This is a genomic window from Tabrizicola sp. (assembly GCF_036781545.1).
Classification (GTDB): domain Bacteria; phylum Pseudomonadota; class Alphaproteobacteria; order Rhodobacterales; family Rhodobacteraceae; genus Tabrizicola.
Genome location: NZ_DAIQAT010000017.1, coordinates 1 through 23,563, shown reverse-complemented (window position 1 = coordinate 23,563; position 23,563 = coordinate 1). Strand labels below are relative to the sequence as shown.

Annotated in this window: 25 protein-coding genes and 1 tRNA gene; 10 read left to right on the top strand and 16 right to left on the bottom strand. The window is 68.2% G+C overall.

Annotation, left to right across the window (positions count from 1 at the left end; translation table 11 throughout):
• Window positions 1-73 precede the first annotated feature (73 nt).
• On the top strand, window positions 74-1,777 hold the full coding sequence (locus V7Q39_RS05185) for an acyl-CoA dehydrogenase (RefSeq protein ID WP_333815505.1): 1,704 nt from the start codon (window positions 74-76) through the stop codon (window positions 1,775-1,777).
• Between the two features lie 98 nt (window positions 1,778-1,875).
• On the opposite strand, the gene V7Q39_RS05180 is transcribed toward V7Q39_RS05185, so the two are convergent.
• From V7Q39_RS05180 to V7Q39_RS05170, 3 genes are all read right to left on the bottom strand, one after another.
• A complete protein-coding gene (locus tag V7Q39_RS05180) occupies window positions 1,876-2,997 on the bottom strand; it encodes a site-specific DNA-methyltransferase (RefSeq protein ID WP_333815504.1) in 1,122 nt (373 codons plus the stop codon).
• Between the two features lie 88 nt (window positions 2,998-3,085).
• A complete protein-coding gene (locus V7Q39_RS05175; protein ID WP_333815503.1) occupies window positions 3,086-3,718 on the bottom strand; it encodes a ribonuclease HII in 633 nt (210 codons plus the stop codon).
• Between the two features lie 140 nt (window positions 3,719-3,858).
• On the bottom strand, window positions 3,859-4,344 hold the full coding sequence (locus V7Q39_RS05170; protein WP_333815502.1) for a hypothetical protein: 486 nt from the start codon (window positions 4,342-4,344) through the stop codon (window positions 3,859-3,861).
• A gap of 249 nt (window positions 4,345-4,593) precedes the next feature.
• Here V7Q39_RS05170 and V7Q39_RS05165 point away from each other — a divergent pair, with 249 nt between their 5' ends.
• Both V7Q39_RS05165 and V7Q39_RS05160 read left to right on the top strand, forming a co-directional pair.
• Complete coding sequence (locus V7Q39_RS05165; RefSeq protein ID WP_333815501.1) at window positions 4,594-4,878, top strand: hypothetical protein; 285 nt, start codon at window positions 4,594-4,596, stop codon at window positions 4,876-4,878.
• Window positions 4,850-5,554, top strand: coding sequence for a winged helix-turn-helix domain-containing protein (locus tag V7Q39_RS05160; RefSeq protein ID WP_333815500.1), 705 nt, complete (start codon window positions 4,850-4,852; stop codon window positions 5,552-5,554). Before V7Q39_RS05165 ends, V7Q39_RS05160 begins: the two co-directional genes overlap by 29 nt.
• A 45-nt stretch (window positions 5,555-5,599) precedes the next feature.
• On the opposite strand, the gene V7Q39_RS05155 is transcribed toward V7Q39_RS05160, so the two are convergent.
• Window positions 5,600-5,675 (bottom strand) — tRNA-Lys (locus tag V7Q39_RS05155).
• Window positions 5,676-5,770: 95 nt separating this feature from the next.
• Here V7Q39_RS05155 and dapF point away from each other — a divergent pair.
• Window positions 5,771-6,610, top strand: coding sequence for a diaminopimelate epimerase (dapF, locus tag V7Q39_RS05150; RefSeq protein ID WP_333815499.1), 840 nt, complete (start codon window positions 5,771-5,773; stop codon window positions 6,608-6,610).
• Window positions 6,607-7,869 carry a tRNA (N(6)-L-threonylcarbamoyladenosine(37)-C(2))-methylthiotransferase MtaB gene (gene mtaB, locus V7Q39_RS05145; RefSeq protein WP_333815498.1) on the top strand — a complete coding sequence of 421 codons (1,263 nt, stop codon included), beginning with the start codon at window positions 6,607-6,609 and terminating at the stop codon, window positions 7,867-7,869. The genes dapF and mtaB overlap by 4 nt, the downstream gene beginning before the upstream one ends.
• A 270-nt stretch (window positions 7,870-8,139) precedes the next feature.
• On the opposite strand, the gene V7Q39_RS05140 is transcribed toward mtaB, so the two are convergent.
• From V7Q39_RS05140 to pyrF, 7 genes are all read right to left on the bottom strand, one after another.
• A complete protein-coding gene (locus V7Q39_RS05140) occupies window positions 8,140-9,189 on the bottom strand; it encodes a DUF1513 domain-containing protein (protein WP_443082490.1) in 1,050 nt (349 codons plus the stop codon).
• Window positions 9,186-10,124, bottom strand: coding sequence for an imelysin family protein (locus V7Q39_RS05135; protein ID WP_333815496.1), 939 nt, complete (start codon window positions 10,122-10,124; stop codon window positions 9,186-9,188). Before V7Q39_RS05135 ends, V7Q39_RS05140 begins: the two co-directional genes overlap by 4 nt.
• A gap of 95 nt (window positions 10,125-10,219) precedes the next feature.
• Window positions 10,220-11,737 carry a di-heme oxidoreductase family protein gene (locus V7Q39_RS05130; protein WP_333815495.1) on the bottom strand — a complete coding sequence of 506 codons (1,518 nt, stop codon included), beginning with the start codon at window positions 11,735-11,737 and terminating at the stop codon, window positions 10,220-10,222.
• Between the two features lie 444 nt (window positions 11,738-12,181).
• The gene (bfr, locus tag V7Q39_RS05125) at window positions 12,182-12,667 is read right to left on the bottom strand and encodes a bacterioferritin (protein ID WP_333815494.1); all 486 of its coding nucleotides are present in this window, start codon (window positions 12,665-12,667) and stop codon (window positions 12,182-12,184) included.
• A gap of 147 nt (window positions 12,668-12,814) precedes the next feature.
• Window positions 12,815-13,066: a (2Fe-2S)-binding protein gene (locus tag V7Q39_RS05120; RefSeq protein ID WP_333815493.1), complete on the bottom strand. Its 252-nt coding sequence runs from the start codon at window positions 13,064-13,066 to the stop codon at window positions 12,815-12,817.
• 4 nt (window positions 13,067-13,070) lie between these two features.
• Entirely contained in the window at window positions 13,071-14,327 is a 1,257-nt protein-coding gene (locus V7Q39_RS05115; RefSeq protein ID WP_443082488.1) for an imelysin family protein, read from the bottom strand.
• A 115-nt stretch (window positions 14,328-14,442) separates the two neighbouring features.
• Window positions 14,443-15,147, bottom strand: coding sequence for an orotidine-5'-phosphate decarboxylase (gene pyrF, locus V7Q39_RS05110; protein WP_333815491.1), 705 nt, complete (start codon window positions 15,145-15,147; stop codon window positions 14,443-14,445).
• A 76-nt stretch (window positions 15,148-15,223) separates the two neighbouring features.
• On the opposite strand from pyrF, the gene V7Q39_RS05105 reads away from it, so the two are divergent.
• The 4 genes from V7Q39_RS05105 to V7Q39_RS05090 all read left to right on the top strand — a co-directional run bounded on the left by V7Q39_RS05105 (window position 15,224) and on the right by V7Q39_RS05090 (window position 18,515).
• Window positions 15,224-16,093, top strand: a complete 870-nt coding sequence (locus V7Q39_RS05105; RefSeq protein ID WP_333815490.1) for an ROK family protein — start codon at window positions 15,224-15,226, stop codon at window positions 16,091-16,093.
• The gene (locus tag V7Q39_RS05100; protein WP_333815489.1) at window positions 16,084-16,794 is read left to right on the top strand and encodes a copper homeostasis protein CutC; all 711 of its coding nucleotides are present in this window, start codon (window positions 16,084-16,086) and stop codon (window positions 16,792-16,794) included. Before V7Q39_RS05105 ends, V7Q39_RS05100 begins: the two co-directional genes overlap by 10 nt.
• Window positions 16,795-16,803: 9 nt before the next feature.
• A complete protein-coding gene (locus tag V7Q39_RS05095) occupies window positions 16,804-17,577 on the top strand; it encodes a hypothetical protein (RefSeq protein WP_333815488.1) in 774 nt (257 codons plus the stop codon).
• Between the two features lie 92 nt (window positions 17,578-17,669).
• Window positions 17,670-18,515, top strand: coding sequence for a TolB family protein (locus V7Q39_RS05090; RefSeq protein ID WP_333815487.1), 846 nt, complete (start codon window positions 17,670-17,672; stop codon window positions 18,513-18,515).
• Here the strand turns inward: V7Q39_RS05090 and V7Q39_RS05085 are convergent.
• Window positions 18,493-18,936, bottom strand: coding sequence for a hypothetical protein (locus V7Q39_RS05085; protein WP_333815486.1), 444 nt, complete (start codon window positions 18,934-18,936; stop codon window positions 18,493-18,495). The two genes, V7Q39_RS05090 and V7Q39_RS05085, sit on opposite strands and share 23 nt — an antisense overlap.
• Before the next feature lie 282 nt (window positions 18,937-19,218).
• Here V7Q39_RS05085 and clpB point away from each other — a divergent pair, with 282 nt between their 5' ends.
• Entirely contained in the window at window positions 19,219-21,834 is a 2,616-nt protein-coding gene (clpB, locus tag V7Q39_RS05080; RefSeq protein WP_333815485.1) for an ATP-dependent chaperone ClpB, read from the top strand.
• Between the two features lie 75 nt (window positions 21,835-21,909).
• On the opposite strand, the gene V7Q39_RS05075 is transcribed toward clpB, so the two are convergent.
• The 4 genes from V7Q39_RS05075 to V7Q39_RS20600 form a co-directional block, all read right to left on the bottom strand.
• Complete coding sequence (locus V7Q39_RS05075; RefSeq protein ID WP_333815483.1) at window positions 21,910-22,371, bottom strand: YidB family protein; 462 nt, start codon at window positions 22,369-22,371, stop codon at window positions 21,910-21,912.
• 26 nt (window positions 22,372-22,397) lie between these two features.
• A complete protein-coding gene (locus V7Q39_RS05070) occupies window positions 22,398-22,652 on the bottom strand; it encodes a GlsB/YeaQ/YmgE family stress response membrane protein (RefSeq protein WP_333815481.1) in 255 nt (84 codons plus the stop codon).
• A 145-nt stretch (window positions 22,653-22,797) separates the two neighbouring features.
• Window positions 22,798-23,430 carry a hypothetical protein gene (locus V7Q39_RS05065; protein WP_333815479.1) on the bottom strand — a complete coding sequence of 211 codons (633 nt, stop codon included), beginning with the start codon at window positions 23,428-23,430 and terminating at the stop codon, window positions 22,798-22,800.
• Between the two features lies 1 nt (window position 23,431).
• Complete coding sequence (locus tag V7Q39_RS20600) at window positions 23,432-23,548, bottom strand: peptidoglycan-binding domain-containing protein (protein WP_443082489.1); 117 nt, start codon at window positions 23,546-23,548, stop codon at window positions 23,432-23,434.
• Window positions 23,549-23,563 lie beyond the last annotated feature (15 nt).

Sequence of the window (23,563 nt, the reverse complement as noted above, 5' to 3'; positions counted from 1 at the left end):
TGGCATAAGCCTTTGCCGGGGTGGTGCATAAGCCAGCCTCCGCGTATTGCCAAGCCGAGTTGAGGAGAGACCCATGCCCTACCACGCCCCGGTCAAGGACATCCGCTTCATCCTCGACCACGTCGTGGGCTTCGCCGAGGTCGCCGCCACCCCCCGTTTCGCCGAGGCCACGCCCGACCTGGCCGAGGCGATCCTGACCGAGGCGGGGCGCCTCTCGACCGACATCCTCGCGCCGCTGAACAAGACCGCCGACCGCAACCCCGCACGGCTGGAGAACGGCGCCGTCGTCTCTTCCCCCGGTTTCGCCGAGGGCTACCGCGCGATCGCCGAGGGCGGCTGGGTCGGGATGGCCGCCAGCCCGGTGCATGGCGGGATGGGCCTGCCGATCTCGCTGGCGCTGGGCGTCGACGACATGATGTCGGGGGCCTGCCTTGCGCTCCAGTTGAAACCGCTTCTCTCCAAGGGCCAGATCGAGGCGCTGGAGCACCATGCCAGCGACGCGCTGAAGGCGCTGTACCTGCCGAAGCTGACCTCGGGCGAATGGTCGGGCACGATGAACCTGACCGAGCCGCAGGCGGGCTCGGACGTGGGGGCGCTGCGGACGAAAGCGGTGCCGAACGGCGACGGGACCTATGCGATCAGCGGGCAGAAGATCTTCATCACCTGGGGCGACAGCGACCTGACCCCGAACATCTGCCATCTGGTCCTGGCGCGGCTGCCCGACGGGGCCGAGGGGACGAAGGGGATCAGCCTCTTCATGGTGCCGAAGTTCATCCCCGACGCCGAGGGTCGGCTGGGCGACCGCAACAGCCTGCGTGTCGTCAGTCTGGAGCACAAGCTGGGGATCCATGGCAGCCCGACCTGCGTGATGGAGTTCGACGGCGCGACGGGCTGGCTGGTGGGGGCACCGCACAAGGGCATGGCGGCGATGTTCACGATGATGAACAACGCCCGTCTCTCGGTCGCCGCACAGGGGGTGGGCGTGGCCGAGGCCGCGCTGCAGCACGCGCTGGCCTATGCGCTGGACCGGAAGCAGGGGGCGACGCCAGTGGAAGGGGCTGGAACGATCATCGACCATGCCGATGTCCGCCGGATGCTGGCCGCCATGCGGGCCGAGGTCTTCGCCGCCCGCGCCATCGCGCTGAGTTGTGCCGTTGCCATCGACATGGCCACCGCCACCGGCAGCCCGGACTGGCAGGCCCGCGCGGCGCTTCTGACCCCCATCGCCAAGGCCTACGGGACCGACACGGCCTGCGAGGTGGCGCATCAGGGGGTACAGATCCACGGCGGCATGGGGTTCATCGAGGAAACCGGAGCAGCGCAGTACCTGCGCGATGCCCGTATCCTGCCGATCTACGAGGGGACGAACGGCATCCAGGCGATGGATCTGGTGGGCCGCAAGCTGGCCGACGGCGGCGAGGCGGCGTTCCGGTTGATCGACGAGGTCCAGCGCGGGGCCGAGGCGGCGCGGGAGGATCATCCCGATCTCGCAGGCGAGGTCTGGGCGGCGGCCGAGGCGCTGCGGGAATGCACGGAATCGCTGGTCGCGATGCCCCTGAACGACCGCTTCGCCGGGGCGGTGCCCTACCTGCGGGCCTTCGCGCTGGTCTTGGGGGGCCATGCCCATCTCAGGGCGATGCAGGCCGATCCGGCCCGGGAGGCGCTGGCGAGGGTGATGATCCGGCGACTTCTCCCCGAACATGCGGCCCTGCTGGCCCAGGCCCGCGAGGGAGCACGGGGCCTCTATGCGGTGGGGGCGGCAGAGCTGGCCGCCTGAACCTGCCCGGCGTGACCAAGGAAAAAACCCCGCCGAGACATCTCGGCGGGGTAGAGGTGTCCCCCAGGCGGTCCGGAGGACAGGCGTGTTCCTGAATGTCAGTGCGCGCGGCTGCCGTCGGCCTCCATCTCAGCCCGGATCTGCTGCCGTAATATGTCGATCGGGATCAGCTTGCCGTCGCGCTTGAAGTGCCAGTAGGTCCAGCCGTTGCAGGACGGGGCCTTCTCATAGGCCGCGCCGACCTGGTGGATCGACCCTTTCACCTCGTTGCCGACCAGCGTGCCGTCGGCGCGGACCTTGGCCGTGAAGCGGTTGCCCAGCGAGAACAGCTCCTCTCCCGGCCGCAGCATCCCGCGCTCGACCACCTGCCCGAACGGAACCCGCGGCTCTGCCCGCTTCGACCCCGTGACCTCCAGCGCCGAGGCATCGAAGCGCCGCACCCGGGCGATCCGCTCGGCGGCGGCCTTGCGATAGGCAGCCTCGCGCTCGATCCCGATGAAGTCGCGGCCCAGCATCTTCGCCACCGCCCCGGTCGTCCCGGTCCCGAAGAACGGGTCCAGCACAACATCGCCGGGGTTCGTCGTCGCCACGATCACCCGGTGCAGCAGCGCCTCCGGCTTCTGCGTCGGATGCGCCTTGTCGCCGTTCTCGTCCTTCAGCCGCTCATGCCCGGTGCAAAGCGGGATCACCCAGTCCGACCGCATCTGCACCCCGTCGTTCAGGGCCTTCAGCGCCTCGTAGTTGAAGGTGTATTTCGCCGCCTCGTCCCGCGACGCCCAGATCAGCGTCTCATGCGCGTTGGTGAGCCGCTTGCCCTTGAAGTTCGGCATCGGGTTCGACTTCCGCCAGACCACGTCGTTCAGCAGCCAGAAGCCCTGGTTCTGCAGCTCTGCCCCCAGCCGGAACACGTTGTGATAGGAGCCGATCACCCATATCGCCCCGTTCGGCTTCAAGAGCCGTTTCGCCGCCGCCAGCCAGTCCTTCGTGAACCCGTCATAAGCGGCGAAGCTTACGAACTGGTCCCAGTGGTCGTCCACGGCATCGACCTTGGAATTGTCGGGCCGGTGCAGGTCGCCGCGCAGTTGCAGGTTGTAGGGCGGGTCGGCGAAGATCAGGTCGACGGACCCGGCCGGGAGGGAATTCATCACCTCCACGCAATCGCCCGCAAGGATCTGGTTCAGCGGAAGTGCCCCTTCCGCCGTGGTATTCCTAGTGGTCATTCTCTGCCTCTGCCCCCGGCATCTTTTTGTGCCGATCTTGCCGGGAATCATGAGTCAGCGGCGATTCGCCGTCAAATTCTTTTTTGAATCAAGAACTTACAGAAACCTCTTGATACAACATGTTGTGGACGGGTTTGAACGAACGCCTATGCCAAGGGGTCACGCCTAGGATTTGCAGCGCGTTCAGATGCGCCCTTGTGGGATAGCCCGCATTGGCTTCCCAGCCGTAGCCGGGGTGCTGTTGCGCCAAATCCACCATGATCCGGTCGCGCGTCACCTTGGCCACGATCGAGGCCGCCGCGATGGATAGACACCGCGCGTCGCCACCGATGATCGCCGTCGCGGCGCAGCCCAGGCCGCGGGGGATCATGTTGCCGTCGATCAGCGCGTGATCCGCCTTCAGGCCCGCCACCGCCCGCTCCATCGCCAAGTGGCTGGCGCGCAGGATGTTCAGGCTGTCGATCTCCTCGACGCTGGCATGGGCGACCGAGACCTCCGCCACCGCGACGATCTCCAGATACAATTCTTCCCGCCGCGCCGCGGTCAGCATCTTGGAATCGCGCAGGCCCTGCGGGATGCGGTCGGGGTCGAGCCGCGCCGCGCAGGCCGTCACCGGCCCGGCCAGCGGGCCACGGCCCACCTCGTCCACCCCCACGACCCAGAGCGCACCGCGCGTGCGGGCCGCCGTCTCATGGCTGAAGTCGGGGATGATCGCGTCCATCCGCCCGCAGTAGCGCGGAACGCCGCACGGAAAAAGGGGGCGCAGAAAAAGGGGACGGGAGCTGCTCACCCTCCCGCCCCCAGACAGAAGCGGGGCTAGGGCTGCCCGGCTTCGTTCAACGCCGCCTCGGCGGCCAGGTGTCAGCGTCCCGTGACCCGGAACCCGGCGTCGCGCAGGCACTGGGAGGAATAGACCCGGTCGCGTTCGCCGAAGATCGTCGCGCTATTCGCGCAGTTGCGCGGCAGGCGGTAATTGAAGCCTTCTTCGCGCAGGCAGCTTTCCGGGTAGAGCGTCACCGACCGCTCTGCCCCATCGATGGAGATCGCGCAGACCGCAGGCACCCGTTTCGACGTCACCGGCTCGGGCTCGGGCAGGGGCAGCGGCACAGGGGCGGGCTTGTCCTTGTCCTTCAGCTCATGCGCGATGGCGCCCACCACCAGCGCCGCGATCAGCGCCTTGGTCAGGTCGTTCTTCTCGGCCCGGGCCGGGATCGCCGTCGCCAGCACCAGGGCCAGCGCTGCCGCGCCGCCGGTGATCATGGCCGCGACACGGCGACCGGAGAGGGTCGTCTCGCCGATTCCGTGGCCGGCGATGCGGTAGGACTTGCTTCTGAACGCGACGGACATGGGGACCTCCTGCTGCGGGTCTTCTGATTGGACGGTCCGCTGCCGGTGGCAGGCCGGACCCGATGCGCAACCGTCGCCCTCCGATCCCGGCGTAAGCAATATCGCCTCCCTGCTAGGCCATAACGCTCCGGCAAACCCGACTTGCTATCCGATAACATCGCGCCGATTTTTCACGTGATATTGAATATCAACGCGGCCCCGCGCATTCTCCGTCGGAACTCGGGCAGCCTCCTTTCGGAGCCAGGAAAAATGAAACGACTGATCACACTCGCCGCCCTTGCGCTGGCCCTTGCCGGACCGGCAGCGGCAGAGTGCTACGCGGACTACAAGGCCAAGCGTGACGAACCGTTGCAACTGCACTACGGTGTCGCGCGGGTCTCGGACGCCAACTGCAGCCCCGGCGCGGCCGAGGGCGAATTGGCGCCGAGGCTCCGGTCCGATGGCTGGACGCTTCTGACCGTTCTGTCCACATTCGGGCCCGAGGGTCTTGAAGAAAGGAAAGCGAGTGCCGGAGAATTCTTCCTCCGTTACTGAAAGCCTCAAGGCGGGCAACCGCGTCGTCGCCTTTGGAATCGCCGCCATCGTCCTGATCCTTCTGGCCGCGGCGCTGTTTCTGTTCCTGAACCTGCCCGACGCCAACGCCTTCAACGCGCGGGTCGAGCGGCTGTTCGTCGAGAACAACAACCTGAACACCGGGGCCGAGATCAAGCTTCTGGAAATCCTTGCGCAGTCCGGGACGGCCTTCTCCTCGGTGCTGACCAGCTATCGCTCGGTCATCTTCGTGCTGCTCCTGTTCTCCACCGCGCTTCTGGTCGCGGCGCTGGTCTTCCTGGTGATGATCATCGCGCTGAACCGCCGGATTTCCGCGATCCAGCGCTCGGGCATCCAGGTCGCCAGCCTGATGATCAGCCGCGAGGCGCGGGCGGTCTACATCAACGACCTGGAGTTCCAGTTGACCGAGGCGGCGCTGGAGACCCTGTCCGTCCTCGCCGAGGCGCGGATGGACGACGAGGTCCTGACCGGCGCGCAGATCGAGGCGGTGATCTCGGGCCGGAACGAGGCCGACTGCGACGAAGCCGCCGGCGCGACCCGGGTGAAACGCCTGCGCGACGCGCTGGGCAACCAACTGGTCAGCGAGCTTCTGGTCAAGACCATCGCGCGGCGCGGCTACATGCTGGCGGTGGGCAAGGACACGATCAAGATGATCTGAAACGCAGAAGGCCCGGACCTTACGGACCGGGCCTTCTGGCGTAGGTGGTGAGCCGGACAGGATTCGAACCTGTGACCCGCTGATTAAAAGTCAGCTGCTCTACCAACTGAGCTACCGGCCCCACGAGGCGGCTGATTAGGCAAGGCGGGGACGGGGGTCAAGGGCAAAATCGTCCGGCTCTGGCGAATCTTGGCTGCCAGGCGTATATGCCCGGGCATGATGGATACGCAGGCCAGGACCGGCCTTCCGTTCATGAAAATGCACGGCGCGGGCAATGATTTCGTGGTGATCGACTCGCGCGGGCGCGGGGCGGTGATGACGGCTGGCCTCGCGCGGGCGCTGGGCGACCGGAACCGGGGGGTGGGCTTCGACCAACTGGCCGAGATCACCGATGCCGAGGGCGCTGATTTCCGGCTGGCGTTCTGGAACAGCGACGGGTCGCAGGCGGGGGCTTGCGGCAATGCCACCCGCTGCGTGTCGGACTATGTGATGCAGGGGCTGGGGGCCGAAAGGGTCTCGCTGGTGACGGCGCGGGGCGGCCTTCGGGCCGAGCGGCTGGCGGATGGCCGGGTTGCGGTGAACATGGGGCCGCCGCAGCGCGACTGGCGCGAGATTCCGCTGGCGTGGGAGGTTGACACGCTGCACCTGCCGGTGCCGGACGATCCGGTGGCCGTGGGGATGGGCAACCCGCATTGCGTGTTCTTCGTCCCGGATGCCGAAGCGGTGGATCTGGCGACCCTCGGCCCGCGGGTCGAGCATGATCCCCTGTTTCCGCAGCGGACCAATGTGGAGTTTACCTCGCTGATCGCGCCCGACCATCTGAGGATGCGGGTCTGGGAGCGGGGGGCGGGCATCACGCTCGCCTGCGGCTCTGGCGCCTGCGCCACGGCGGTGGCGGCGCATCTGCGCGGGCTGACCGGACGGCGGGTGATGCTGGAGGCCGATGGCGGCAGGCTGGAGGTGGACTGGCGCGACGACGGCGTCTGGCTGACGGGGCCGGTGGCGCGGGTCTTCGACGGCGTCCTGCCAGCTGATTATCTGGCGGCCCACCGATGAACGCGCCGCAGAAGCCCCCGGTCTTCGCGACGCTGGGCTGCCGTCTCAACGCCTATGAGACCGAGGCGATGAAGGAGCTGGCGGCGGCGGCGGGGCTGTCGCAGGCGGTGATCGTCAACACCTGCGCGGTGACCGGCGAGGCGGTGCGCAAGGCCAAGCAGGAGATCCGGCGGCTGTCGCGGGAAAACCCCGGCGCGGCGATCATCGTCACCGGCTGCGCGGCGCAGACGGAGCCCGAGACCTTTGCGGCCATGCCCGAGGTGGCCCGCGTGGTGGGCAACCACGAGAAGATGCAGGCCGAGACCTGGCGCGGCATCGCGGCGCCGGACCTGATCGGCGAGACCGAGCGGGTGCAGGTCGACGACATCATGTCGGTGCGGGAAACCGCCGGGCACCTGATCGACGGCTTCGGGCGGCACCGGGCCTATGTGCAGGTCCAGAACGGCTGCGACCATCGCTGCACCTTCTGCATCATCCCCTATGGCCGGGGCAATTCGCGCTCGGTCCCGGCGGGGGTGGTGGTGGAGCAGATCAACCGGCTGGTGGACCGGGGCTTCAACGAGGTGGTGCTGACCGGGGTGGACCTGACCTCCTGGGGCGCCGACCTGCCGGGGGAGCCGAAGCTGGGCGATCTGGTGCGGCGGATATTGAAGCTGACCGCGGTGCCCCGGCTGCGGATTTCCTCGATCGATTCCATCGAGGCCGATCCGGTGCTGATCGAGGCGATCGCGACGGAACCACGCCTCATGCCGCACCTGCACCTGTCGCTGCAGGCGGGAGACGACCTGATCCTGAAACGGATGAAGCGGCGGCACCTTCGGGACGACGCGATCCGGTTTTGTCAGGAGGTCCGTGCCCTGCGGCCGGAGATGGTCTTCGGGGCGGACATCATCGCGGGCTTCCCGACCGAGACGGAGGCGATGTTCCAGCGGAGCCTCGATCTGGTTCGGGACTGCGGGCTGACCTTCCTGCATGTCTTCCCCTTCTCGCCCCGCAAGGGGACGCCCGCCGCCCGGATGCCGCAGGTCCGGGGGCCGGAGATCAAGGAGCGGGCGGCGCGGCTGCGGGCTCTGGGCGACCGGGTTCTGGGCGCGCATCTGGCGGGGCAGGTGGGGCGGGTCCACCGGGTGCTGACCGAGGGCGCGCGGGTCGGGCGGACGGAAGGCTTCGCCGAGGTCGGCTTCGCGGCGGACCAGCCGGAGGGGGCGATCCTGGAGGTCCGTGTCACGGGCCAGGACGGGGCGCGGCTGCTGGCCTGATCTGCCCGCGCGCGGGCAGGGTTCTGGATTCAGTGAAATCAATGGGTTGGTTGCGGGCGTTAGGATCTTCTTAATGTCTTCCGGGGTTGTGCCCCGAGGCCCGGCGGCCGGGTGGCGGGCGCTTCGGAAATCGGGCGCTGGCGCGCAGGAGTTTGTCTCGCCTCTGGCGCAAGCGCCAACCGGCTCGGCGTCGGGAGCGCTTCGCCCCCCGAACCCCCAGAGGATATTTGGAGCCAGGTGAAAGGACTGGCGCTGCGAGCGGGTCGCGGACTAGGTCAGCGCGACGAGGTGATTGTCCCAGCGGGTCTCGTCACTGGCGAGCGGGGTGAGGCCGGTGTCGTCGGCGGACCAGACGGCACCCTGGCCATCGGTGACGGTGAAGGCACCGGAGGCGGTGGCCGCGCCGCAAAGGTCGGCGCGGAGATGGGTGGCGACGTAGCCTCCGTCGGCGTCGAAGAGCATCAGCGCGCCACCCTTGGGCGAGGTGATCAGGATGCGCTTCGCCGTGGCGGCGATGGAGCCGGCATAGCCCTGCATCGTGAAGGCCTCGGCCTCGGGCGGCGGGCAGAGGACCGGCGCCGTGCCGGGGGTCCAGAGGCCAAGCTGCGGGACGGGTTCCGAGGCATCGCCCTCCCATTGCATCGCGAAGGCGATGGTGTTGCCATGCAGGGCAAGATGGCGGATCGAGTTCTGGTGCAGGTCGGGCAGGTCGATCTGGTCGAGCAGCGTCCCGTCGGGAGCAAGCAGCGTCAGGTTCGGGCGCATGTCGGGGATGTTGAGCTTCGTCCGGTCGACCGGATCGGTCTGGATGCCGCCGTTCGCCACGACGAGGCGGCCATCGTCCAAGCGCTTGATCTCGTGCGGGCCGATGCCGTGACTGGGCCAGTCGGTCAGCCGGGTGTAGCGCGTGGTGTCCCAGAGGCCGACGCGGCCTTCGGAGGTTTCGGCCACCACCTCGGAGGTCATCAGCAGGGAACCGTCCGGCGAATAGGCGCCGTGGCCGTTGAACTGCATCCCTTCGGGCGGGGTCAGCCGGTGGCGGGTCTCGCCGGTGGCGCAGTCGATCACCAGGGCGAAGGTGCCGGGGCGGCGGGCGAAGGCCACGGCTTCGGCCCGGACGGGATGGGCGGCGGCGGCATGGCCCCGTCCGGGAAGCGGCAGCTGGAACAGCGATTCCCCGGTGGCGGCAAGCCCGTGCAGGTAGAAATCCTCGCCCCGCTTCCCGGCGGCGAGGAAGGCGGGGGCACCCACGTCGGCCCAGGTCAGGCGGGGGGCGAGGCTTGCGGCGAAACTGGCGAGGAAGGTCCGGCGCTGCATCAGTCGCCATCCTGCGAGTTGAAACCAAGCTCTACCCCGAGCGCCGGGCCGATCTCGGCAATGGCGGCGTCGCGGGTGGCGCGGACCGCCTGCTGCAGGATCTGCAGCTTCAGCCAGGCCTGCGGGTCGGTGATCGCGTCGAGGTTCGGATCGTTCAGCTCCTGCGCCAGCTGGATCGCATGGTCGAAGGCGGCGAGCGTCTTCGCGCTTTTCGGGCTGAGGCTGACGGCCAGCCCGCGCAGGGCTTGCAGCGAAAGGGTGATGTTGGCCAGAGCCCGGCCCGAGGCATGACCCTCGGCGAGATCGGGGCGCGGCTTGTCGAAGGTGCCCAAGGGGCGGCCGATGCGGCGGTCGGCGACGAATTCCAGCCCGGTGGCAAGCTGGGTGAAGAGCGCCTGGGTCGCCTCATGCGGCTTCAGGAAGCGGGTGTTGCCCGGCTGGCCCGCGCTGAGGAGCAGGTCGCCGAAGGTATCCCATCCGGCGGACAGGATCTCGGCCTGGCGGGCCATGTCATCAATGGTGATCTGGATCAGCGGGCAGGGATCGGCAGCCAGCGGCTTTGCCGGGTAGAGCAGGCGTTCAAGACCCGAGAGGCCGCGGGCAGCGACCGATTGCTGGGCCATGCCGTCGAGCGTGAGCGCCGCCGGATCGCCGGTCAGGAGCGCGGTCTGCGCCTTGGCGCCAAGGCCCTTGGGGTCGGGCCAGAAGAGGATGGCGAGGGCGCGGCCGTCTTCCTCGGCCGGGCCGAGATGCAGGTGCTCGACGCCCATCCAGGCGTCATAGGCGGCCTGGAAGACAGGGCGCAGCTTTTCGGCGTCACAGCTTTCGACATCGGCCAGCCGGGCGGCGGCATCGTCAAAGGCCTGATAGCCGGGGCGGGCATGGTCGGCGACCACCGCAGCGGTGTCGGCGGCGGCCGGGGGGGCAAGGAGGAGCATCAGGGCCAGTGCCCGGAGCCCCCCCAGCCTGGCCCTCCCCCGCACGGAGGAATGGAGGTGCGGGAAGGCGGGCGTTGCAAACGGGAGATCGGGCATCAAAGGCTTCCGAGGAAGGCGAGGAGCGCGTCGCGATCCTCGGGCTGCATGGCGGCGACGGTGTCGCGCTGCGATTGTGCCTCACCTCCGTGCCAGAGGATAGCCTCCAGCAGCGACCGGGCGCGGCCGTCATGCATGAATTCATTGTGACCGGAGACCTGTTCGGTCAGGCCGATGCCCCAGAGCGGCGGCGTCTTCCATTCCGACCCCGTCGCGCGACCCTCGGGCCGGTTGTCGGCAAGGCCCTCGCCCATGTCGTGCAGGAGCAGGTCGGTATAGGGCCAGATCAGCTGGAAGCTTTGCTCCGGCTGATCGTGCAGGCGGTTGGTGACGTATTTCGGGGTATGGCAGCCCTGGCAGCCGGTGGCGTAGAACAGCTCCTTGCCGCGCAGGACCTGCGGGTCGTCGATGTTGCGGCGTTCGGGGACGCCGAGGTTGCGGGCGTAGAAGGTGACGAGGTCGAGGCTCTGGCCGTCGACCTCCAGCCCGTCGCGGATGCCGGGTTCCTGGCCGTGCGGGGCGTCGATGCAGCTTTGCTCGCCCGTGGTGCAGTCGCCCCAGGGGTCGGGGTGGAGCACGGTGGAAAGACCCATGTCGCCCGAGAAGGCGGCGGCGGATTGCTCCTTCACCGTGGCGGCACCGCCCTTGAGGCCGAAGCGGCCCAGCATCGGGATGCCGAACTCGACCGAGGGCACGATCTGCGGGCGGCCGGAGATGCCATCGCCGTCGGCATCGTCCGGGTCGGCCTTGGCGAGGATGTCGGCGGCGGGGATCGCCTCGAGGAGGCCGAGGCCGATCATCTGGGGCGCGACGCGGGGGGAAAGCATCAGGTCGGGCGCGGGGGCGCCATAGGCGGGATCTGCGAACGCATAGCTGGGCGCGCGCAGGCTTATGACGGTGCCGTCGCCGAGGGTGACGGGCGTCTCGGTCCAGGTGACATCCATCCGCCCCTCGGCGGGGTGGCCGGGGGCGGCGAGATCCTGCAGCTGGCCGCCGTAGGTGGGATCGGGCGAGGTGGCGATCCAGTCGGCGATGCCCTCGGGCGAGGGTCCGCCGGGGACAGAGAGGCGGAGGAACATCGACACGCGGCTTGCGTCGGGGGTGGGGGGCGTGTGGCCGCGGCCGTCCTTCAGGTGGCAGTCCTGGCAGCCGCGGGCGTTGTAGAGCGGGCCGAGTCCGTCAGAGGCCTGGGTGGAAGACGGGGCGGCGACCCAGGTCTTGCGGAAGAGCGCGTTGCCGAGCTTGAAGTCCATCTCGCGCTCGAAGGCCATGTTGTCGGAATGCTGCGAGAAGGCGTCGGCGGTGGCGATGGCGCGGACGGTGGCGGCACCGGCGGGCTTGGCCTCGAAGGGTTCGGGTTTGGAGAATTCGGCGGGGGGCGCAAGGACCTTGGCGATCCGGGCGGTCTCTGCGGCTGTGCGGGGGATCACGGCGAGGTGGCGGTCGTCCAGGCTTTGCGCAAGGGAAGGGCTTGGCGCGAGGGCTGCGAGGCAGAGGATGGCGAGGGCGTGGCGCATGGCGAGCCTCCTTTGCGCGCAGTCATACGCCCGGGTTGTTGAGTGATTCAATCGGAAAAGCGGGGCTGCGGCGGTGTGTCCCTGGGGCGGGAAGGGCGCGTGCGAAGGGGGCGATGGCCATGGGGAGTTCTGGGTGTCCGCCCCCGGAGGGAGGCGCTTCCGCGCTGGCGGGCGGCTCTCGTGTCTCGCCTCTGGCCTGCGGCCAATTGGCTTGGGTTTAGGGCCTCCGGATTTGGAGCCAGGTGAACGGCCGGAGGTTTTCGGGAGAGAGTTGCGGGGCGTCCGGGCACAGGGCGGGTTGCCGATGGATTACGGCGTGTGGGCGGATTTCTCACCCTGCGCCGGCTCGGGCGGCACCGGCAGGTGCCAACCCGTCGTTCGCAACAATATGGGCGGGCTTTCGCCCAGCCTGCCAGAGCCGTGCCTGTCCGGAATGACGGCCGGTTATTCCGCCTTGCTGGCGGGCTTGGCGTTCAGCAGCGCGTAGCGTTCGGCGCCGAGGGTGTCGAAGAGGCCAAGCTGGGTTTCGAGGAAGTCGATATGGCCTTCCTCATCGGCGAGAGTGGCGTCGAAGAGCGCGCGGCTGACGTAGTCGCCGACGGAATCGCAATACTGCCGCGCCTCGATGTAAAGCTTGCGGGCTTCGTTCTCGGCGGCGAGGTCGGCTTCCAGCGTTTCGCGGATGGTCTGGCCGATGCGCAGGCTGTCCAGCTTCTGCAGGTTCGGATGGCCTTCCAGGAAGATGATCCGGGCAATGAAGCGGTCGGCGTGGTGCATCTCTTCGATCGATTCGGCGCGGGACTTGTCGGCGAGATGACCGACGCCCCAATCCTCCTGCAGCCGGTAGTGCAGCCAGTACTGGCTGACCGCGGTCAGTTCCGACCGCAGGCCTGCGTTGAGATATTCGATGACTTTCGCGTCGCCCTTCATGGCCGCTTCCTTTCGCACTCTGCGGAGTTGACCCTGGCTGGGATAACCTTGCTGGGTGTCGGGAAGCAAAATAGGCGCGCCGCGCTCCGGTGTCCAGAGCGCGGTGAAAATTTCCCTGCATTTCCAAAAGTTTACAGAAACTCTCGGCTATTTCGCGGCGATGGAGCCAGCACGGCGGCGCAGGATCGGCACCTCGCCCGCCCCGGGGACGCGGAAGTTTTCGTTCGTCCGCATCGTGTTCAGAAACAAGGGCATGCACCCGCCGCATTCGGCCCGCTTGCCCAGCGCGTGGTAGATCTTGCCGGGGGTTATCACCGTGTCTGCGTCGGAGGCGCGCATCCAGTCCACCGCTGCGCGGATGTCGTGGTCGGTGATGGACTGGCAATGACAGATGATCATGGCATCACTGGAAGACGGCTTCGGGGTTGTCGAGGCTGTCGGAGCCCTCGAATTCGACCTTGGAGAGACCGAGCGCGGTGACGGCCCGGTCGACCGAGGCGGTCTGCGTGACGAGCGCGTTCACCGCCCCCATGATCAGCGCCTCGCCTTCGGCATTGCCCGGGGCGATCAGCGTGTCATAGGTCTTGCCGGCATCGCCCGCATCCTTCACCGCCTTCAGCGCGGTGACCGAAGCGTCGAGTTCCGACTTCAGCTGGGCGTCGACGGCAGGATCCGCGGCGGCGACGAGGTCGGTCAGCGCGGGACCGGTCAGCGTGCTGCCATCGGTCCGGGTATAGGTGCCGAGATAGACGTTCCGGATGCCGATGCCGTCATAGTAATGGCTGTTGTGGGTGTTGTCCGAGAAGCAGTCATGCTCTTCCTCGGGGTCGTTCAGCATCAGGCCCAGCTTCATCCGCTCGCCGCCGAGCTCGCCATAGGAAAGGCTGCCCATGCCCGTCAGGGCGGCAAGGATGCCCTTCTGCGGGTCGGCGGTCACGGCGGCGCGGGCGGGGCCGTCCTCGTCCCAGTTGTCCACCATTTCGGTCAGGTCGGAGACCAGGAGGTCGGCAGCCGATTGCAGATAGGCGGCGCGACGGTCGCAGTTGCCGTTGGTGCAGGCGTCGCCCGCGGCGTAATCGGTGAAGGGCCGCGCCCCGGCGCCAGGGTTGGTGCCGTTCAGGTCCTGACCCCAGAGCAGGAATTCGATGGCGTGGTAGCCCGAGGCGACGTTGGCCTCGATCCCGTCGGCCTCGTGCAGGGTGCCCGAAAGCAGCTCGGGGGTGATGGTGGTGGCGTCGATTTCCTTGCCCGAGAGGGTGAATTTCGGCGTGGCGATGACGTTCAGGGTGGCCAGCGCATTCTCTTCGTTGCCGTAGTCGCCCGAGGTGTAGTCGATCAGCCCCTCGTCCAGCGGCCAGGCGTTCACCCGGCCTTCCCAATCGTCGACGATGGGGTTGCCAAAGCGGAAGGCCTCGGTCTGCTGATAGGGCACGCGCGCGGCAAGCCAGGCGGTCTTCGCGGCTTGCAGGGTTTCGTCCGAAGGCGTGGCGATCAGCGCGGCGACGGCCGCCTGAAGGGCCTGGGCGGTGGTCAGGCTGTCCTGGTAGCCGGCAAGCGCGATGTCGGCATAGTGCTGCGTCACCTCTTCCGGCGTGGCCGCAAGCACCGGGGAGGCGAGGGCCGTGGAGAGGGCGAGGACAGACAGGAGGCGCATGGGCAAACCTTTTCAACCGGGATTGCCCCGATTGTCTGACTAAAATCCTTAGTTTTGTAAAGCCCGATTCTTTTGATTGGGTATCACGGAAGGGCGATCCGCGCCGATGTGCCGCAGGCTTTCAGGGGTCCCGGCGGGGCAGTTCGGCGATCACCGTCCGCGCGGCGGCGGCGGGGTCCTTCGCCTGCCAGATGGGGCGGCCGACGACGATATGGTCGGCCCCGTCGCTGATGGCCTGGCGGGGGGTCGCGATGCGCTTCTGGTCGCCGGTCGCGGCCCCAGCCGGACGGACGCCGGGGGTGACGATCAGCTTGCCTTCCGCCTCGGGCAGGGCGCGGATCAGCGCGGCTTCCTGCGGCGAGGCGATGACGCCGTCGGCTCCGGCCTGAAGGGCGCGGGCGGCGCGTTCCAGGGTGATCTCGTGGATGTCGCCGGGCTTGATCAGGTTCGCGTCCAAGTCGGCGCGGTCAAGCGAGGTGAGGATCGTCACGGCAAGGATCTTCAGGCCGGTGCCGCCCTTGCCGGTGGCGGCGGCGCTGACCACCTGAGGGTCGCCATGGACGGTGAGGAAGTCGAGGTCATACTGCGAAAGCCCCCGGACCGCGGCTTCGACGGTCGCGCCGATGTCGAAGAGCTTCATGTCGAGGAAGACGCGCTTGCCCTGTTCCTGCTTGAGTTCGTTCGCCAGCGCCAGGCCGCCGCCGGTCAGCATCCCGAGGCCGATCTTGTAGAAACTGGCGGCCTCGCCGATCCGGGCGACGAGGTCGAGCCCCTGCACCACGTTCGGCACGTCGAGGGCGACGATCAGGCGGTCATCTGCGGACATGCGAGCCTCCGGGATTTGGCGCGGTTTGACGGGGCCGGGCAGGGCTGTCAAGACTGGCGGGAAACGGGGAGCAGGGATGATCCTGGCATTCGACATCGGCGGCAGCCGGATCAAGGCGGCGGTCTGGGACGGGGCGTTGCGGCCTCTGGGCGAGGTGGCGACGCCGCTCGGCGACACGGCGGCCTTCACGGCGGCGGTGGCGGGATTCGCGACGGGACGCGAGGCGGGGATCGCGATCTCTATCGCTGGCGTGGTGGACCCGGCGACCGGCGTGGGCAATGTGGCGAACATCCCGGCGATCAACGGGTTCCGGCTGGCGCCGGAGCTGCAGGCGGTGACGGGGCTGCCGGTCCGGGTGCTGAACGACGCCGACTGCTTCGCGCTGGCCGAGGCGAAGCAGGGCGCGGGTCGGGGGCACCGGTCGGTCTTCGGGGTGATCCTCGGCTCGGGCGTCGGCGGCGGGCTGGTGCTCGGCGGGCAGCTGGTGACGGGCGCGGGCGGCTATGCCGGGGAATGGGGCCATGGGCCGGTGATCCGGGGCGAGTTCGCCTTCCAATGCGGCTGCGGGCAGGTGGGCTGCGTGGATACGGTGGGCTCGGCGCGCGGGCTGGAACGGCTGCACCGCAAACGGACGGCGGAACTTCTGGGGTCGGAGGCGATCATCGCGGGCTGGATGGCTGGCGAGGCCGAGGCGGGGGAGACCATGGCGCTGTGGCGCGAACTGGTGGCGGGGCCCCTGGCGATGGTGGTGAACGTGATCGGCGCGGATGTGGTGCCGGTCGGCGGGGGGTTGTCGCGCGCGCCGGGGCTGGTGGCCTATCTGGACGAGGCGGTGCGGGTGCGGATTTTGCGGCGGACGCAGGGGCCGGTGCTGATGCCGGCGGAATGCGGGGCGGATGCGGGGCTTCTGGGCGCGGCGATGGCGGGGGTCGAGGCATGGGGATAAGGCTGGAGGTCTGCGTCGACAGCGCCGAGGGGCTGGCCGAGGCGGTCGCGGGCGGGGCCGACCGGATCGAGCTTTGCGCGGCGCTGGCGCTGGGCGGGCTGATGCCTTCGGTCGGGCTGATCGCGCTGGCGGCGCGCTGCGGGGTGCCGGTGGTGGCGATGATCCGGCCGCGCGTGGGGGATTTCGTCTGGTCGGAGGCGGAAGTCGGGATGATGGAGGCGGAGATCGCCTCGGTGCGGGCGGCGGGTCTGGCGGGGGTGGTGCTGGGGGCCTCGCAGCCCGACGGGCGGCTGGACGGGGCGGTGCTGCGGCGGCTGGTGGCTGCCGCGCGCGGGATGGATCTGGTCCTGCACCGCTGCATCGACCTGACGCCCGACATGGGCGAGGCGCTGGAGGAGGCGGTCGGGCTGGGCTTCCGCCGCATCCTGACCTCGGGCGGCGAGACGACAGCCGAGGCCGGGGCGGCGCGGATCGCGGCGCTGGTCGCGCAGGCGGCGGGGCGGATCACGGTGATGCCGGGATCGGGGGTGAGCCCGGGCAACGCAGCGGCGCTGAAGGGGCTTGGCATCGCCGAGATTCACGCCTCATGTTCGGTGCAGGTCCCGGTGGCGGGGCGGGCGGTGGAGATGGGTTTCGCGCCGCCGGTCCTGCGGCGGACTTCGGCGGATGCGGTGCGGGCCTTGCGCAGGGCGCTGGAATAGGAGCGGGCGATGGAGATCAGGCTGGATTACGACCGCCCGGAGGAGGGGCCGGGATCGGGGCCGCTGACGGTGGGCTGGTTCCTCGCGCAGGACAAGGGCGCGGTGCTGTATGACCCGCCGGAGCGGGTGGTGATCCGCCCGCAGAACAAGGCCCATGCCAAATCGGCCAGCCGCTGCCCGGCGGTGATCCAGCTGGAAAGCCGCTACTTCCTGGTGAAATGCCCGTTCGACCTGCACATCGGCTTCCAGCGCGACGACAAGGGCAAGGCGGTGCTGGTGAACCGGGCGGGGGCGTCCTCGCCCATCCGGTCCTCGAAGCTGAACGAGGTGCTGACCCTGGTCTCCGAGGCGGAATGGCGTTTCCCGGATCGGCCCACGGTGCAGCTGCACCTGCCCTATTATTTCATCGCCGACGAGATGGTCTACCTGAGCCAGCTGGCCGCCTTCGCGCATTACCGGCCCGACCCGCTGCCCGGCACGATCTTCGGCGGGCGCTTCCCGATCTCGATCTGGCCGCGGCCGCTGATGTGGGCCTTCGAATGGCACGAGCCGAAGAAGGACCTGATCCTGCGCCGGGGCGAGCCCTTGTTCTACGTCCAGTTCGAGGGGATGGACCCCGGCCGCGCGGTGCAGCTGGTGGAGGCCGAGCGGACGGCGGAGCTGCAGGCCTATCTGGAGAAGGTCTCGGGCGTTGTGAACTATGTCAACCAGACCTTTTCCCTGTTCAAGGCGGCAGAGGGGCTGCGGCCGAAGAAGCTGCTGGTCGCGAAGACCCGGGACTGAGCCTTGTGATCGACCCCGGGGCGCTGCCCCGGACCCCGGAGTATTTGTGTAAAGAGCAAGCACAATTTGATTTAAATTTAAGAGGTTAGACCATGCGCAGCATCATCGAGATTTACGAGCCCGCCTCGGGCCGGGTGCGCGAGGTCCTCGCGGTGGAAGGGCGGATCGAGGCCCCGAACTGGGCACCCTCCGGCGACTGGCTCCTGGTGAACGGGGAGGGGCGGCTTTACCGGGTTCCCCTCGGGCAGCCGGTGCTGGAGCTGGTGGAGACGGGTGCGGCGGTCCGCTGCAACAACGATCACGGGATCACGCCGGACGGCACGGCGATCATCCTCTCCTCGCATCACGAAGGCGAAGGGTCGCAGATCTACCTGATGCCGGTGGACGGGGGCGAGCCGGTGAAGGTTTCGCCGGAAGCGCCCAGCTGGTGGCATGGGATATCGCCGGACGGGCGGGTGCTGGCCTATGTCGCGGCGCGGGGCGGCAGCCGGGTCATCGACGTCTACACCCTGGCACCGGAGCAGGCGGAGCAGCGGCTGACCCTGGGCGAGGGGCATTGCGACGGGCCGGACTTCTCGTCCGACGGGACCCGCATCTACTACAACTGCGACCGGACGGGACATGCGCAGATCTGGGTGATGGACGCCGACGGCTCGGGGCAGCGGCAGCTGTTCGAGGACGGGTGCGTCAACTGGTTTCCACATCCCTCGCCTGATGGGCGGCACCTTCTGTATCTCGCCTATCCGCCGGGAACCACGGGGCATCCGGCGGACCTGCCCGTCGCGCTGGTGCTGTGCGACCCGGAGGGCGGCAACCGGCGCCGGGTGCGGGAGTTCACCGGCGGGCAGGGAACGATGAACGTGCCCTGCTGGGCGCCGGATTCCAGCGCCTTCGCCTATGTGCGCTATGAGCCCCTCAAGCGGGACGGAGGCCGCTGAGCCCTTTTGGCGCCTTGGGCCTTGGCGTCTCGGGCAGGGGGTCGGGCAGGCCGACGGCGGCGAGCACGGGCTGCAGGTGGCGCGGGTCGCCCCAGACCGAGATATAGACCTCTGGTGGATAGCCGTTGGCCAGATGCTCGGGCGTCAAGTCGATGATCCGGACCCGCAGGTCGTCGCCATGCGCGAGCGAGGGGGCGAGAATCTCTTCCGCCACGGGACCCAGATGGCCGACCAGCCCCTCGCTGTGATGCGGGATCAGGCCGAGGATCGGCTTTTTCAGCCGGGCGAAGACGCCGATCCGCCCGTCGGACAACCGGTCGAGCCAGGCCGGATCGCCGATGGAGAGGCCGGTGCGCGCGACGTGGATCGTCAGCCCCTCGACCGGGGCCTTGTGGATCAGGGGAAGTTTGGAATCGCTCATGATCGGCCTTTCCGAAGTCGAAGGCCCAAAGATGCGGGGCGCGGCAGGGGCAATGCAAGGCACGGTTGCGCGCGGAACGACCGGGCTGCCCGATCCCGCCGAAAGGGCGCGCGCTGATCGGCAAGGAAAGGCCGAGAGCGGCGATTTCGTGGGCTTGTGGTTTTTGCGCAAGCGGGGATTGCAAAGCCCGGTCCCGGCCCACAAATCAGGGGCGAGGCCCTCAAGGGGTGTGCTGGAGATCCGGGCACCGCAGGCAGGGCGCTTTAGAAAGGGAGATTACCGATGAATTTGGAGAAATTCACGGAACGGTCGCGCGGGTTCCTTCAGGCCGCGCAGACCATCGCGATGCGGGAAGGCCACCAGAGGGTGCTGCCCGACCACCTCCTGAAGGCTTTGATGGATGATGACCAGGGTCTGGCCGCGAACCTGATCCGCAAGGCGGGCGGCTCGCCCGAGCAGGTCAATGCGGCGGTCAATGCCGCGATCGCCAAGCTGCCGAAGGTTTCGGGCGGCGATGCGCAGACCTATGTCGACCCGCAACTGGTGCGCGTGCTGGACGAGGCGGAGACGGTCGCCAAGAAGGCCGGGGATTCCTTCGTGCCGGTCGAGCGGCTGCTGACCGCGCTGGCGCTGGTGAACACGCGGGCCAAGGATGCGCTGACGGCGGGGGCGGTGACGGCCCAGGGGCTGAACACGGCGATCAACGAGGTCCGCAAGGGGCGGACGGCGGATTCGGCGTCCAGTGAAGACACGATGGAAGCGCTGAAGAAATACGCCCGCGACCTGACCGAAGCCGCGCGGGACGGCAAGATCGACCCGATCATCGGTCGCGACGAGGAGATTCGCCGCGCGATGCAGGTGCTGTCGCGCCGGACGAAGAACAACCCGGTGCTGATCGGGGAACCCGGCGTCGGCAAGACGGCGATTGCCGAGGGCCTTGCGCTGCGCATCGTCGACGGCGACGTGCCGGAGAGCCTGAAGAACAAGAAGCTGATGGCGCTGGACATGGGCGCCCTGATCGCCGGGGCGAAGTACCGCGGCGAGTTCGAGGAGCGGCTGAAGGCGATCCTGAAGGAGATCGAGGCGGCGGCGGGGGAGATCATCCTCTTCATCGACGAGATGCACACGCTGGTCGGCGCCGGGAAATCCGAAGGCGCGATGGATGCGGCGAACCTGATCAAGCCGGCGCTGGCGCGGGGTGAGCTGCACTGCATCGGCGCCACCACGCTGGACGAATACCGCAAGCATGTGGAGAAGGACGCGGCGCTGGCCCGTCGCTTCCAGCCGGTCTTCGTCGAGGAGCCGACGGTCGAGGACACCATCTCCATCCTGCGCGGGATCAAGGAGAAGTACGAGCTGCACCACGGGGTGCGGATCACCGACGCGGCGCTGGTCGCGGCGGCGACGCTGTCGCACCGCTATATCACCGACCGTTTCCTGCCCGACAAGGCCATCGACCTGATGGACGAGGCGGCCTCTCGCCTGCGGATGGAGGTGGATTCCAAGCCCGAGGAGCTGGACGCGCTGGATCGCCAGATCCTGCAGTTCCAGATCGAGGCCGAGGCGTTGAAGAAGGAGGACGACGTTGCCTCGAAGGACCGGCTGGAGAAGCTGGAGAAGGAGCTTGCCGACCTGCAGGAGAAATCCTCCGAGCTGACCGCGAAATGGCAGAACGAGCGGGCTTCGCTGGAGGCCGCGCGCGGGCTGAAGGAACAGCTGGACGTGGCGCGGGCGGAGCTTGAGGGCGCGAAGCGCGAGGGCAACTTCGCCAAGGCCGGCGAGCTTCAGTATGGCCGCATCCCGGCGCTGGAGAAGGACCTGGCCGAGGCGGAAGCCAAGGAAGGCCAGGCTCTGGTCGCCGAGGCCGTGCGTCCCGAGCAGATCGCCGAGGTGGTGGAGCGCTGGACCGGCATCCCCACCACCAAGATGCTGGAGGGCGAGAAGGAGAAGCTTCTCAAGATGGAAGAGGAGCTGGGCAAGCGGGTGATCGGCCAGCGGGCGGCGGTGGAAGCCGTCTCCAAGGCCGTGCGCCGGGCGCGGGCCGGGCTGTCGGACGAGAACCGTCCGCTGGGCAGCTTCCTGTTCCTCGGTCCCACCGGCGTCGGCAAGACCGAGCTGACCAAGGCGCTGGCGGCCTATCTCTTCGACGACGACCAGGCGATGGTCCGCATCGACATGTCCGAGTTCATGGAGAAACACTCCGTCGCCCGGCTGATCGGGGCACCTCCGGGCTATGTCGGCTATGATGAGGGCGGGGTGCTGACCGAAGCGGTGCGGCGCAGGCCCTATCAGGTCGTCCTCTTCGACGAGGTGGAAAAAGCCCACCCGGACGTGTTCAACGTGCTCCTCCAGGTGCTGGACGATGGTCGCCTGACCGATGGCCAGGGCCGGACGGTGGACTTCCGGCAGACGCTGATCATCCTGACCTCGAACCTTGGCGCACGGGCCTTGTCGGAACTGCCGGATGGCGCGGATGCCAGCGCGGCCAAGGCCGAGGTGATGGAAGCCGTGCGCCAGCATTTCCGGCCGGAATTTCTGAACCGGCTGGACGAGCAGATCATCTTCGACCGGCTGAACCGGGGCGACATGAGCGGGATCGTCGAGATCCAGCTGCACCGGCTGGAACAGCGGCTGGCGGCGCGGAAGATCACGCTCGACCTCGACGCCACGGCCAAGGCCTGGCTGGCAGACGAAGGCTACGATCCGGTCTTTGGCGCGCGGCCCCTGAAGCGGGTGATCCAGCGGCAGTTGCAGGACCCGCTGGCCGAGATGCTGCTGGCCGGGGAAATCCTCGACGGCAGCGTGATCCGCGTCACGGCGGGGCCGGAGGGGCTGATCATCGGTGATCGCGTGGTGCAAAGCCGCCGGGAACGTCCGGCGCAGGCCGTGGTGCATTGATCGGTTGCGTCGCGGGCAGACCCGCGCCGCGCCTGTCGAAAACAGAACGGGGGCCTTTCGGCCCCCGTTCTCATATCAGGCCGAGCGTGGCTCGGGCGCGCTGATCGGCGGGAAATGGCCGTCAGGCGTGACCTGGTCCACGGCGTGCGGCAGCGACGCACTGAGCCGCGACAGAAGCTCCTGCCGGCTGAGGCCGGTCTTGGCGACCAGTTCGGCGATGGTGTCGGCGTCCAGCGCCTGCTCAAGCTCGTCGGCGGACAGGGGCTCGTTCGGGCCCTGCTGCACCCAGCTGTCGATCTTGGACCGATGCTGCGGGGCCACGAACCGGTCGAACAGCTCGGAAAGCCCGCTCAGCAGGCCGCCGCCGCCTTGCGACTGGCGAAAGCTGTCGAGAATGCCGCCCGCCCCTGCGCCCGGGTCCCGGGCCGGGTCGTCGGAACGACCGTTCAGCAATTCGCCAAGCTTGTCGCGGTTCTGGTATCCGGCGACGGCCAGAAGCCCCAGAAGGGCGACCAGCGAAGGGCTGCTTCTTGCCATGCTGTGAATCCTTTCCTTTGCAGCAGTCAGGCGCGGCGGCGCAGGGCACCGTAGAGGAAGAGCACGATGATCGCGCCGATCACCGCCCCAATCAGCCCGGCGCCGTCTTCGGGCCCGTACCAGCCAAGCGACTGGCCCAGGAAATTCGCGACGAAGGCCCCGACGATGCCGAGGATGGTCGTCATCACGAAACCCGCCGGCTCGTTCCGGTCTCCGGGCATGATGAACTTGGCGATCACGCCCGCCAGAAAGCCGATGATGATCGTCCAGATGATACCCACGAGCAGCCCCCTTTGTGCACCGGCCTTGCGCCCGGCAATGTGAACAGTGCGGGGCAAACGCGGCAGGACGGTTTGCGTTCCGTCCCGCCGGGCCGACGGGCGGCGTTTCCGGCAGCAGGGCGGGGATGATGTCCGCCCTACCGGGTCAGGCCGAGCGCAGGATGACCAGGTTTTCCTCTACCGCCGCCGCGACCTCGTTGTAATGCTGGGTTCGCCGGGCCGGATCGCCACCCGAGCGGATGATGATCAACTCGGCCTCCTTCACCACGTCGGCGGCTTCGGCGGCCGCCACTTCGGCGAAGTCCTTCTTGACCGCACGCACCGGGGGCAGGCGCTTGGCCATCGGCTTGTGGCCTTCGCGCAGGCGCAGGGTGGGGGCGTTCGGGTCCTCATACTTGGTCACGATGGCGTCCAGCTTCGCGGCGGCGTCGAGCATCGCCTTCTTGATCGGCAGGTAATCCCCCGAGTCTGGCAAGTTCGCTGCGACTTTCAGGTAGTAGAGCCGGAGGCAATCGATCCGGTAACGCTGGTCGATGCGGGGGTCGCAGGTCGTGTTGGCACCCTGCAGGATCTTGACGATCCCCTTGGTGACGTTGGTGTTGACGACTTTACCGATCTGTGGACTGCCGTCCTGGCAAGAAATGCTGAGTGAGCTCGCGGGTCCTTCCGACGGAGCTTCGGCTTCCGGTTCATAACAATAGGCCTGCGCGGAACCGGCCGGAAGCACCCAGAAGAGGCCCAGTGCGAGCAGAAACGTGGACAGGATCAATTTCGTCATTTCAGTTCTCCGTTTCAAAGATTCCGTAAGCGGCAAGCACGGCGCGGCGGGTGCCGGGCCCGAAGGACCCGTCCACCGCGCCGTCGTATAATCCCTTGTCGGCCAGGATCGCCTGCAATCCGGCCCAGGTTTC

What these genes read in the sequence shown, in the direction of transcription:
- V7Q39_RS05185 (WP_333815505.1), top strand. Translation starts at nt 74, where the DNA reads ATGCCCTACCACGCCCCGGTCAAGGACATCCGCTTCATCCTCGACCAC.
- V7Q39_RS05180 (WP_333815504.1), bottom strand. Translation starts at nt 2,997, where the DNA reads ATGACCACTAGGAATACCACGGCGGAAGGGGCACTTCCGCTGAACCAG.
- V7Q39_RS05175 (WP_333815503.1), bottom strand. Translation starts at nt 3,718, where the DNA reads ATGGACGCGATCATCCCCGACTTCAGCCATGAGACGGCGGCCCGCACG.
- V7Q39_RS05170 (WP_333815502.1), bottom strand. Translation starts at nt 4,344, where the DNA reads ATGTCCGTCGCGTTCAGAAGCAAGTCCTACCGCATCGCCGGCCACGGA.
- V7Q39_RS05165 (WP_333815501.1), top strand. Translation starts at nt 4,594, where the DNA reads ATGAAACGACTGATCACACTCGCCGCCCTTGCGCTGGCCCTTGCCGGA.
- dapF (WP_333815499.1), top strand. Translation starts at nt 5,771, where the DNA reads ATGATGGATACGCAGGCCAGGACCGGCCTTCCGTTCATGAAAATGCAC.
- mtaB (WP_333815498.1), top strand. Translation starts at nt 6,607, where the DNA reads ATGAACGCGCCGCAGAAGCCCCCGGTCTTCGCGACGCTGGGCTGCCGT.
- V7Q39_RS05135 (WP_333815496.1), bottom strand. Translation starts at nt 10,124, where the DNA reads ATGCTCCTCCTTGCCCCCCCGGCCGCCGCCGACACCGCTGCGGTGGTC.
- V7Q39_RS05130 (WP_333815495.1), bottom strand. Translation starts at nt 11,737, where the DNA reads ATGCGCCACGCCCTCGCCATCCTCTGCCTCGCAGCCCTCGCGCCAAGC.
- bfr (WP_333815494.1), bottom strand. Translation starts at nt 12,667, where the DNA reads ATGAAGGGCGACGCGAAAGTCATCGAATATCTCAACGCAGGCCTGCGG.
- V7Q39_RS05120 (WP_333815493.1), bottom strand. Translation starts at nt 13,066, where the DNA reads ATGATCATCTGTCATTGCCAGTCCATCACCGACCACGACATCCGCGCA.
- pyrF (WP_333815491.1), bottom strand. Translation starts at nt 15,147, where the DNA reads ATGTCCGCAGATGACCGCCTGATCGTCGCCCTCGACGTGCCGAACGTG.
- V7Q39_RS05105 (WP_333815490.1), top strand. Translation starts at nt 15,224, where the DNA reads ATGATCCTGGCATTCGACATCGGCGGCAGCCGGATCAAGGCGGCGGTC.
- V7Q39_RS05100 (WP_333815489.1), top strand. Translation starts at nt 16,084, where the DNA reads ATGGGGATAAGGCTGGAGGTCTGCGTCGACAGCGCCGAGGGGCTGGCC.
- V7Q39_RS05095 (WP_333815488.1), top strand. Translation starts at nt 16,804, where the DNA reads ATGGAGATCAGGCTGGATTACGACCGCCCGGAGGAGGGGCCGGGATCG.
- V7Q39_RS05090 (WP_333815487.1), top strand. Translation starts at nt 17,670, where the DNA reads ATGCGCAGCATCATCGAGATTTACGAGCCCGCCTCGGGCCGGGTGCGC.
- V7Q39_RS05085 (WP_333815486.1), bottom strand. Translation starts at nt 18,936, where the DNA reads ATGAGCGATTCCAAACTTCCCCTGATCCACAAGGCCCCGGTCGAGGGG.
- clpB (WP_333815485.1), top strand. Translation starts at nt 19,219, where the DNA reads ATGAATTTGGAGAAATTCACGGAACGGTCGCGCGGGTTCCTTCAGGCC.
- V7Q39_RS05075 (WP_333815483.1), bottom strand. Translation starts at nt 22,371, where the DNA reads ATGGCAAGAAGCAGCCCTTCGCTGGTCGCCCTTCTGGGGCTTCTGGCC.
- V7Q39_RS05065 (WP_333815479.1), bottom strand. Translation starts at nt 23,430, where the DNA reads ATGACGAAATTGATCCTGTCCACGTTTCTGCTCGCACTGGGCCTCTTC.